This window comes from Pseudomonas sp. K5002 (assembly GCF_013386655.1).
Lineage (GTDB): Bacteria > Pseudomonadota > Gammaproteobacteria > Pseudomonadales > Pseudomonadaceae > Aquipseudomonas.
This window is the reverse complement of record NZ_JACARK010000276.1, coordinates 1-9,528: the sequence shown is the minus strand read 5'-3', so window position 1 is coordinate 9,528 and position 9,528 is coordinate 1. Positions and strand designations below refer to the sequence as shown.

Below are 9,528 nucleotides of genomic sequence, written 5' to 3'. Positions count from 1 at the left end.
CGCTCGGGCGCGGCCCGGCCGGCAAGGTGGCGACGGCGTCGGTGATCACCTTGATGTGCTGGTCATAAAAGTCGAGGAACGCCTTGGCCTGGGTTTCCCGGCCCAGGGCCTGACCCAGGGCGGTCATGCTGGCGTGGGTGCCTTGCACCGGGTTGATGCGGAAGTCGACGAACAACACTGCAATGCCCGCCTTGGCCAACACGTCCGCCACCGGGCTGTGTTCAGTCGGGCCATGGCCGGAAATGCTGAACACCGCCAGGTCCGGTTTCAGCGAAAGAATTTCCTCGGCGCTGACGCTTTGCTCCGACGCCTGGCCAATCAGCGGAATGTCTTTTACCGTCGGAAATTTCGCCACGTAGGCGTTATAGGTGTGGGCGTCCAACAGTTTCAAGTCATTCTGCCAGCCGACAATCCGTTGGAATGGCGCGTCCTTGTCCAGCAAGGCAAAGGCCGAAATCAGCCGGCCTTCGCCGAGCACCACGCGTTGCACGTGGTCTGGCACCTCGACCTTGCGGCCCAGCACGTCGGTGACTTCATGGGCGGCGGCGGTTTCGGCGTGGCCGAGGATCAGCACGGCAAACAGCGCGCCCAGCTTGAGGAAGTTGCGGGGTTTCAGCATGGCGAGAACTCCAGGTGAAGGCGGCGCATCAGACATCGCTCCAGCGCCGCAAAAGGTTGTGATAGGCGCCGCTCAGTTGCAGCAATGCGTGGTCGTCGGCGTGTTGCGCGGTGAGGCGTTGAATCGCCACGTCCATGTCCAGCAGCAGTTGGCGCTGACTGTCTTCGCGCACCAGGCTTTCGATCCAGAAGAAACTGGCGATGCGCTCGCCGCGGGTGACCGGGTTGATCTTGTGCAAACTGCTGCCGGGATAAATCAGCAGGTGCCCGGCGGTCAGCTTCACCGAGTGCTCGCCGAAGGTGTCGCGGATCACCAGTTCGCCGCCGTCGTAGCTGGCCGGATCAGCCAGGAACAAGGTGGCGGAGATGTCGGTGCGCACCCGTTCGCGCACGCCCTTGAGGCCGCGAATCGCATTGTCGATATGCCAGTCGAAGGCCTCGCCGCCGCTGTAGCGGTTGAACAGCGGCGGGTAGATTTTCTTCGGCAGGGCGGCGGACATGAACAGCGCGTTGTCCGACAGCCGAGACAGAATCTGCTCACCCAGGCGAATCGCTACCGGCGCGTCTTCCGACAGCTGCCGGTTGTTTTTCGCCCTGGCCGAGCGTTGCCCGGCGGTGACCTTGCCGTCGACCCACGGTTGATCGAGCAGGGTGGCGACGGCCACCTCGACTTCTTCGGCACTCAACAGGCCGGGGATTTCGATCAGCACGGCTTAAAACTCATAGTCGACACTGGCGGTGAGCGTGCGCCCGGCGCCCGGAATGCCGTAGAGCTGGAAGCCGTCCAGGGACGCGCCGATCTGGCTGTAGTAGAACTTGTTAAACACGTTGTTCAGGTTGAGATTGACCGTGGTTTGCCTGGTCACTTTGTATTGCGCAGCCACGTTGTTGAGCCAGTAGCCGGGGGCTTTTTCGTGGTCGCGGGTGTAGATCGCGTACACGCCGGACGGGCCGGTGGCGTAGCTGCTGTTGTTGTTCAGGCCGCCGACGTATTTGTTGTCGCTGTAGCGGCGGCGTCCTACGTATTGCGCGCCGTAGCTCAGGCTCAGGTCGTCGGTGACGGCGTAGGTGGTCCACAGGTTGGCGGTCAGGTCGGGAACGTTCTTGGCTTCCTCGCCTTTGTTGGCCCCTTTGGTCTGGGTGCTTTTCAGCGCGGAGAACCCGCTGTACACCGTCCAGCGCGGGCTGATATTGCCTTGCAGGCCCAGTTCCACACCGTCTACGCGCTTGGCGGGGAGGGCGCGTACCGGAGCGCTTTCGCCGTCCTGGTATTCCCAGGAGTTGTCCAGTTCGGTGCGGAAGATCGCGGCGGTGACGTTCAGCAGGTCGTGGGCAATGTCCCACTTGGTGCCGATCTCGTAGGTCTTCGACTTGGCCGGGGTGTAGTTGCTGGTGCTCGCGGCGCCGTAGATCTGGTTGTTGGTCGACGCGCCCAGGGCTGACGGTTGTGCCGCTTCGCTGTAGGACACGTAGATGCTGCCGTTAGGCAACGGCTTGTACACCGCGCCGACCCGGCCGCTCACGGCACCGTCGGTGCTGTCGATGGACGCTTGGCCACGCTGGGTGGTTTTGGCCTGCCAGTTGTCGTAGCGCAGGGAGCCGAGCACTTGCCACTGTTCATTCAGGGTGACGGTATCGCCCAGGTAGATGCCGGCGTTGTCGATCACTGAGCGTGGCTGGCCTTCACCCTTGGTCACTTCGTTGCTGGCGAAGCTGTGGTTCGGGTCGTTCATGTCGAAGAACAGATCGCCGGCCGGCACTTCGGCGTTGCGTTTCAGGCCGCCGTAGGTCTCGTGATAGAACTCGAGCCCGCTGACCACCGCGTGTTCCAGCCCGCCGGTATTGAGCTTGAAGGCGAAGTCGGTCTGGTTGTCGAGGATGGTATAGCGCGTCGACTGGCCGAAGTCGCTCCCTCGCAAAATACCGTAGGCGGTGTTACCGCTGTTGGCGTATCCCGGGTAGGCATTTACCGTGCTGCCGGGCACTTGGCTGATCGGTCCTACGCCGGTGTAGCCCAAGGTCGCACAGCGCGTGCCGGTGCAGGTTTTTTGGCCATTGCCGTTGGCGGCGAAGAAGCGCGCGGGCGAGAGCACCGCGAAGTTGTCGGTACGCTCCCACTTGGTCTGGTTCTTCAGGGTCGCTTCGTTCCAGTCGAAATCATGCTCGAAGCGGGTGGTCAGCGAAGTGGTTTTGGTCTGCTGGGTGTACAGGTGCGAGTCGCCATACCAGTTGGAGCGCTTGACTCCCGGCATGCGGTCGCCGTCGGTGCCGCGCTGGATCGGCACACCGCCGTCCGGCGTGTTGTCGTCCTTCTGGTAGAAGGTGTCGATAAACAGGCGGGTGTCGGTGCCCAGGCCGAAGCCGAGGGAGGTCGCGATGCCCCAGCGGTCGTAGTCCACGTCGTCACGCTCGGCCACCTGGTTGTAGTGCTTCATCAGGTTGATGCGCAGGGCGGTGGTGTCATTCAGTTGTTGGTTGAAATCGCCGGTGAGGCGGCGGTAGCTGTCGGTGCCGATGCCGGCCGAGAGTTTGTTGGCATCCCCCAGATGCGCCTCTTTACTCACCAGGTTGACGCTGCCGCCTACCGCGGAAACGCCGGATTCGATCGAGCCGGTGCCCTTGAACACTTCTGCCTGTTGCAGGTTGAAGGTGTCGGTGCGGGTCGATTGGCCGGCATCGCGCACACCGTCGACGGTCAGGCTCTGCTCCGAGGAAAACCCGCGAATCGAAAACAGGTCGCCCCAGCCCAGGTTGCCTTCGCCGGACATGAAGGTGATGCCCGGCACGTTGCGCAACACTTCCTGCAAGGTCTGCGCGTTTTGCTCCTTGAGCACTTGCTGCGGGACGATGGTTACGCTTTGCGGGGCATCAAGCAGCGGCTGGCTGATTTTTGCCGAGGTCACCCGGTCGACTTTAAAGGCGGAAGTGGCTTCACCGTCGATCTTGATTTCCGGCAGGCTCAGCACTGAATCATTCGACGCCGCCACCGGCGCATCGGCCCAGGCGGTGGGAGAAACGCTGCCGGCGGCAAGCAGGCCGAACATCGGCGCAAGGGTAGATTGCAGCGACAGGGCGCGAGGGGTAGGCAATGGCATTCGGAGTGACCTAGGCTAAATTACAATTAATCTCATTTAGATTCGGTAGTCTAAAGACCGATACCGGCCGCCATGCCGTGGCTTTGTAATGTGGATGCGTGATTACCGCTTCCCACAACATTCCATTACATTTGCGCGTACTCCTGGCTGAAGTTTCGGCTATCTCCTGCCTTTTGAGTTTCGGACGAATTGCCCCATGGCCAAGCAAGACCACCTGCTGATCGTTGATGACGACCCGCAAATCCGCCAATTGCTGTGCGACTACCTGAGTGACGCCGGCTTCCAGGTGTCCACCGCCGGCGACGGCAAGGAAATGCGCCGCCGCCTGGCGCTGAATGTCATCGACCTGATCGTCCTCGACCTGATGTTGCCCGGCGAAGACGGCCTGAGTTTGTGCCGCGAATTGCGCGTCAGCTCCAATACGCCGGTGATCATGCTCACCGCCAAGGGCACGCTGATCGACCGGATCGTCGGCCTGGAAATCGGCGCCGACGATTACCTGCCCAAGCCGTTCGACCCGCGGGAGTTGCTGGTGCGGATCAAAGTGGTGCTGCGCCGGGTGCAGAGTTTTCCGGACCGGGCGCGGCTCGATGAAGCACCGAGCATCAGCTTTGCCGGCTGGCAGCTGGACACCCGGGCCCGCCAATTGCTTTCGCCGGAAGGCGTGGTGGTCAGCCTCGGCAACTCCGATTACCGGGTGTTGCGCCTGTTATTGCAGCATCCCAACCGGCCGCTGAGCCGCGACTTTTTGCTCAACCACGTGTTCGACAAAGACAGCACGCCGTTCGACCGCTCGATTGATGTGTGCGTCAGCCGACTGCGCTCGCAGTTGCCGGCCGGGTTGATCAAGACCGTGCGCAACGAGGGTTACATGCTCACCGCCGACGACGTGGCGCTGCAATCGTGAAACTGCTGCCGCGTTCGCTGTTCGGCCGGCTGGTGCTGATCCTGGTCAGCGGCATGCTCGCGGCTCAGGCCCTGACCAGCAGCATCTGGTACGACATGCGCCACGGCCAGGTGCTGGAAATCCCCAGCCGGCTGATCGCCACGCGGCTGGCGGACGTGGTGCGGTTGGTACACAGCGATCCGGCGCAGGCGGATGTGCTGATCAAGCTGCTTGATACGCCGCGCTTTCGCCTGACCCTGAGTGACCAGGCCAGTGATGTGACAAGCAGCATCAGCGACAGCGACCAGGCCACCGAGCGCTTGCTGAATAAAGTGCTCTCGGAGAAAACCGGCTACACCCAGAACCTGCATCTGTTGAGCCTCAAGTTGCTGGATGCCGAGGGCCACCATGCCGGGCTGTCGACTCTGCTCAGCTCCAGGCCTGTGGTGGGGCAATTCCTGATTGACCTGCGTTTGCCGGACGGGCGCTGGCTGCAGGTGCAGGCCACCGAGGAACAAGGCTGGACCAGTACTTCGCCGATGGACTTGCTGTTCGATTACGTGATGCGCATTTATCTGCTGCGGGTATTGGTGCTGGTGATCATTGCCCTGGTGGCGGTGCGCCTGGCCATTCGCCCGCTCAACGCCCTGGCCAAGGCTGCCGAAGCCTTGGGCCGGGACATCCAGCGGCCACCGCTGGCCCTCGATGGGCCCACCGAAGTGCGCCGTGCCGCCCAGGCGTTCAACGCCATGCAGCAGCGGCTGATCGCCAACATCGCCGAGCGCACGCGCTTCCTGGCGGCGATTTCCCACGACCTGCGCTCGCCCATTACGCGCCTGCGGTTACGTACGGAAATGCTCGACGACAACCGCACTAAGGAGCGTTTTCGCAGCGACCTGGAAGAAATGGAGCACATGGTTTCCAGCACCCTGGACTTCGTCAGCAGCGGCGAAATCAACGAGAAGCGCCAGAACATCGACATCAACGCCTTGCTGCAAAGCTTGCAGGCGGACCTGCAGGACGTGGGCGAGACGGTGACGATAGAAGGGCGGGCCAAACAGCCATTGCCGGGGTATGCCCGCAGTCTCAAGCGTTGTGTGCAGAACCTGCTGGAGAACGCGGTGCGTTATGGCTCCGAGGTGGTGGTGCGGGTAGAGGACAAGGCGGACAGCTTGAAGATTGTCATCAGCGACCGTGGGCCGGGGATTCCCCAGGAGCAACTGGAACAGGTGATGGAGCCGTTTTACCGGGTGGAAGGCTCACGCAATGTGGAAACCGGTGGTTACGGGCTGGGGCTGAGTATCGCGCATACGATCGCCAGTGCCCATGACGGGCGGTTGGGCTTGAGCAATCGGGAGGGTGGGGGATTGGAGGTGGTGTTGGAGTTTCAGCGCAAATCCTGGCCTTGAAATGCAGGCTAAATGTGGGAGCGGGCTTGCTCGCGAAAGCGGTGTATCAGTAACAGAGAGGTTGACTGACACTGCGCTTTCACGAGCAAGCCCGCTCCCACATTTGGATGTGCAGTGTTTCGAGAATCGGGTTTCTTAACTCAAGCCCCGTGGCACTTCTTGAATTTCTTCTCGCTGCCGCACGGGCAAGGATCGTTACGACCCACGTCCTTCAACGTATTGCGCACCGGCTCCTGGTGAGCGTGGCCGCAGTTCGGGCCGTGGACATGGCCGTGGTCGTGATCATGATGATCGTGATCGTGGTTGCAGTCGGGACCATGGACATGGGGTTGCTGAGTCATCGATGTCGCTCCGGAATAAAATCGCCGGGGATTATCTCGCCATTGCGCAACACCTGCACGTCGTTCCCGATAAATAAACCGGTTTTCAACTCGCCTTCAAGACGATAGGGCACGGGATCGCGCGGATTTTTCAGCATGTCGACCACATCGCGGATCTGCGGCCACAGGTTGGTGCGCACCGATACCCGGAAAAAAGCGTGGCTGTGGGGTGGCACGGTCAGCCATTCGTTGGACTCGCCTTCGGTCAGCACCATCGTGCCGAGGCTGACCTTGTAAACCAGGCCGCGTACGGTCAGGTCGTTGTCGTCACGGTTATCCACGCGGAAATAGAGCTTGAACTTCTGCTCCAGCAACTTGACCCGCACGGGGTCGACCTTGACCAGACGCACCTCGGGGGCGGGCGTATCGTCGGCGAACCACGACGCGCAGCCGGAGAGCCCCAGCATCAATGCCAGCAGAAGGCTGTAAGTCCTGAATACCCGCGCCTGAGAAACCATGCCGTTACTCCGTGTGAAGAGTCAGCATAGCAAGCGAGAGCCTGTCGGGTATCAATGAATGTCAGAGGTAGCCGGAACAGCACTTCTTGAATTTCTGCCCGCTGCCACACACGCAGGCGTCATTACGCCCGGCCTTCACGTCCACTGTCGGGTCGATAAAGTACCAGTGCTCATTGTTCTGTACGAAAGATGAGCGCTCGCGGTGGCTGTGTTCGCCGGTGCTGTCATGCCAGCGAGCGGTAAAGGTCACGAAGGCGTGTTCCGGCTGGCCGCCGAACACCTCGGAGCTTTCCACTGAAAGGCCCAGCCAGGTGCTTTGGGCGCTCCAGGCGCCGATGGCGGTGGTGTCCAGCCCGGCTTGCTGCGCAGGCAGGGTGGTTGCCACCAGGTAGTCCACCAGGCCCAGCACATAGGCGCTGTAGCGCGAACGCATCAACGCTTCGGCGCAGGGGGCCGGGTGGCCGGCGTGATAATGACCGCAGCAGGCATCCAGCAGGTTGCCGCTGCCGCAGGGGCAAATGGATGTACTCATCGGGTTACCACCAATACTTTCCAAAATTTTGCGGGTTGGCCCAGAAGCGGGCGTTCAGCCAATCCGGCACCTGTTTATAGTCAAGCAGATCATAGGTAAACAGCGTCAAAACCTGATCGTCGCGCTGGAAACGCTCGCTGGCTTGCAGGGCCAGGGAGAAGAAATCGGTGTCTTTCCAGTGGCAGGCCTCCAGGTCCACCAGCACCGCAATGCGACTGGCATTGAGGTTGCGAATGCCCCCCAGCAAGGTCAGGCCCGCAGGTTTTGACAGGTGTTCCAGGCAACCGACCGCCAGTGCCAGGTCAAAACGCTGGGCCGCGAGGTCGGTGGGCAAGGGGCCGGGCTCGGCGAAGGACACCACGGTATCCGGGTGTGCTTCCTTAAAGGCATCCAGCGCCGGGAACTGGCTGGCGCCCAATAACAACAGGCGTTTGGGCGCGTGAAGATCAAGCAGCGCAGCGAGCGCTTGCTGGGGTGTACGGGAAGAAATACCGGCAGTCATCGAAGATCCTCACATCAGGACCGTAGAGACTAGCCTGCCTGAGCGTGCGGGCCTAGAGCGGGCGGCGAGAATAAACCGCTCGGCCCAATGAATACTGGGGTGTGACACGCTGGCGCAGATGAAAAGAGCCGTCTTTACTCCACTCGTCGGCCCCCGCCGATCCCCTCAGGAGAAAGTCAGATGAGCATCATGCGGACAGCTCTACCCTTGGTTCTGCTAACCGGAGTATTGACAGGTTGCGCAGGCTTGCAAAAAACCGACTGGCCCACCTGTGCCGCCGTCGGCGGTGTGACCGGTGCTGCCATTGGTGCGACCCAAAGCTCGTCCTATGCAGGCTACGGCGCACTGCTGATTGGCGGCATGGCTGGCGCCTATTGCTGGGTGCATGGCGACGGTGACGAGGACGGCGATGGCGTACCGGACAGCCGCGACAAGTGCCCTGGCACGCCAAAAGGCGTGCAGGTCGACGCCAATGGCTGCCCTCCGGTGCCGGTAGCGGTGGTTCAAGAGGAAGTGGTGGTGGTCAAGGAAGAAACCATCGTGATTCGTGACGTGCACTTCGAGTTCGACTCCGCGAAGCTCACGGCTGCCGACAAAACCAAGCTCGACGTGATTGCCACCCGCCTGAAAAAAGAGGCCCCGAGTGCGCAGCTGCGCGTCAGCGGGCATACCGACAGTGTCGGTAAAGATGCCTACAACCAGAAACTCTCTGAACGACGCGCTCATTCGGTGACCGACTACCTGGTCAGTTCCGGCATCCCGCGCAGCAGTTTTGTCTCCGTGACCGGCGCCGGCGAAAGCCACCCCGTAGCCGATAACAAAACCGCTGATGGCCGCGCGCTGAACCGCCGCGTGGAAATTCAGATCAACCGCTGACCCCGCCTCAAGGCCCCTGCGGAATCCCCAGGGGCCCCTTCATCAATTTTTTAATCCTTCACTGGCACAACGCCTGTAGAAGTCGTTACTGTGCGCCCAAAGAATAATGTGCAAGGGGAGCGTGCGGGATGAAGGTGTTTTGGGGGCTGGGTAAATTCTTGACGTTGCTGTTCTGGGTCGTGGTGGTGGTCAACCTGATCACACCGCTGATCAACCCGTTCCACCTGTTGGTCAACCTGGCCGGCAGCCTGTTGTTGCTGACCCATGTTCTGGAACTGCTGTTGTTCAACGGCAGTGTGAAAACCCGTGCCCATCCCTGGCGTGACCGCTTGCAGATCCTGCTGGTGGGTATGTTCCATGTGCAGAGCTTTTCGACGCCGACATCGGCTAATGATGTAAACAAGGAGGCCAATCATGCGTAAGGTTTTTCTGTTGGCCCTGCTGGTCAGCCCCATTGCCCTGGCCCAGAGCGTCAGCGTCGAGACCAACTCGTTGATGCGCCTGCCCAACAGCAGTGGTGTGTTGCAACTGGAGCGACTGGACGTGGCGGATTACGGCACCTTGCTGATTCCCGCCAATATCACCCAGGTGACCGTGGATGAACTGCACCTGGGCCGCGACGCGCGAATCGCCATCGTGCCCGGTAGCACCGCGTTGCAACTGCAGGTGCGTCAGGCGCAGCTGGAGCAGGGCAGCCAGATCACCTCACGCGGCGCTCCCGGTACCCATGAGCGCCCGGCCAAGGCGGGGCGTGACCTGGTGTTGCGGATTA

The 9,528-nt window shown here is 61.3% G+C and carries 11 protein-coding genes and 1 pseudogene; 5 read left to right on the top strand and 7 right to left on the bottom strand.

Features of this window, described 5'->3' with window-relative positions:
- The 3 genes from HX846_RS14395 to HX846_RS14385 all read right to left on the bottom strand — a co-directional run.
- Positions 1-619, bottom strand: a 619-nt coding sequence (locus HX846_RS14395) for an ABC transporter substrate-binding protein (RefSeq protein ID WP_178965596.1), incomplete at its 3' end; no start/stop codon positions are given.
- A gap of 28 nt (positions 620-647) precedes the next feature.
- Positions 648-1,328: a Fe2+-dependent dioxygenase gene (locus tag HX846_RS14390; protein WP_087694267.1), complete on the bottom strand. Its 681-nt coding sequence runs from the start codon at positions 1,326-1,328 to the stop codon at positions 648-650.
- Between the two features lie 3 nt (positions 1,329-1,331).
- Positions 1,332-3,713: a TonB-dependent siderophore receptor gene (locus HX846_RS14385; RefSeq protein ID WP_102606218.1), complete on the bottom strand. Its 2,382-nt coding sequence runs from the start codon at positions 3,711-3,713 to the stop codon at positions 1,332-1,334.
- Positions 3,714-3,909: 196 nt separating this feature from the next.
- On the opposite strand from HX846_RS14385, the gene HX846_RS14380 reads away from it, so the two are divergent.
- The gene (locus tag HX846_RS14380; protein WP_003213692.1) at positions 3,910-4,620 is read left to right on the top strand and encodes a response regulator; all 711 of its coding nucleotides are present in this window, start codon (positions 3,910-3,912) and stop codon (positions 4,618-4,620) included.
- A complete protein-coding gene (locus tag HX846_RS14375; RefSeq protein WP_178965595.1) occupies positions 4,617-6,008 on the top strand; it encodes an ATP-binding protein in 1,392 nt (463 codons plus the stop codon). The genes HX846_RS14380 and HX846_RS14375 overlap by 4 nt, the downstream gene beginning before the upstream one ends.
- A gap of 140 nt (positions 6,009-6,148) precedes the next feature.
- On the opposite strand, the gene HX846_RS14370 is transcribed toward HX846_RS14375, so the two are convergent.
- The 4 genes from HX846_RS14370 to HX846_RS14355 form a co-directional block, all read right to left on the bottom strand.
- Positions 6,149-6,349: an SEC-C metal-binding domain-containing protein gene (locus HX846_RS14370; protein ID WP_003213695.1), complete on the bottom strand. Its 201-nt coding sequence runs from the start codon at positions 6,347-6,349 to the stop codon at positions 6,149-6,151.
- Complete coding sequence (locus HX846_RS14365) at positions 6,346-6,846, bottom strand: LEA type 2 family protein (RefSeq protein WP_003213697.1); 501 nt, start codon at positions 6,844-6,846, stop codon at positions 6,346-6,348. Before HX846_RS14365 ends, HX846_RS14370 begins: the two co-directional genes overlap by 4 nt.
- Before the next feature lie 61 nt (positions 6,847-6,907).
- A complete protein-coding gene (locus HX846_RS14360) occupies positions 6,908-7,378 on the bottom strand; it encodes a YchJ family protein (RefSeq protein ID WP_177009888.1) in 471 nt (156 codons plus the stop codon).
- Positions 7,379-7,382: 4 nt separating this feature from the next.
- Positions 7,383-7,880: a DUF6231 family protein gene (locus HX846_RS14355; protein ID WP_008432105.1), complete on the bottom strand. Its 498-nt coding sequence runs from the start codon at positions 7,878-7,880 to the stop codon at positions 7,383-7,385.
- A gap of 180 nt (positions 7,881-8,060) precedes the next feature.
- Between HX846_RS14355 and HX846_RS14350 the strand changes: the two genes are divergently transcribed.
- From HX846_RS14350 to HX846_RS14340, 3 genes and pseudogenes are all read left to right on the top strand, one after another.
- Entirely contained in the window at positions 8,061-8,756 is a 696-nt protein-coding gene (locus HX846_RS14350; RefSeq protein WP_008432103.1) for an OmpA family protein, read from the top strand.
- Between the two features lie 128 nt (positions 8,757-8,884).
- On the top strand, positions 8,885-9,178 hold the full coding sequence (locus tag HX846_RS14345) for a DUF1145 domain-containing protein (protein WP_178965594.1): 294 nt from the start codon (positions 8,885-8,887) through the stop codon (positions 9,176-9,178).
- A pseudogene (locus HX846_RS14340) lies at positions 9,171-9,528 on the top strand (collagen-like protein); the annotation flags it as partial. The gene HX846_RS14345 and the pseudogene HX846_RS14340, both read left to right, overlap by 8 nt.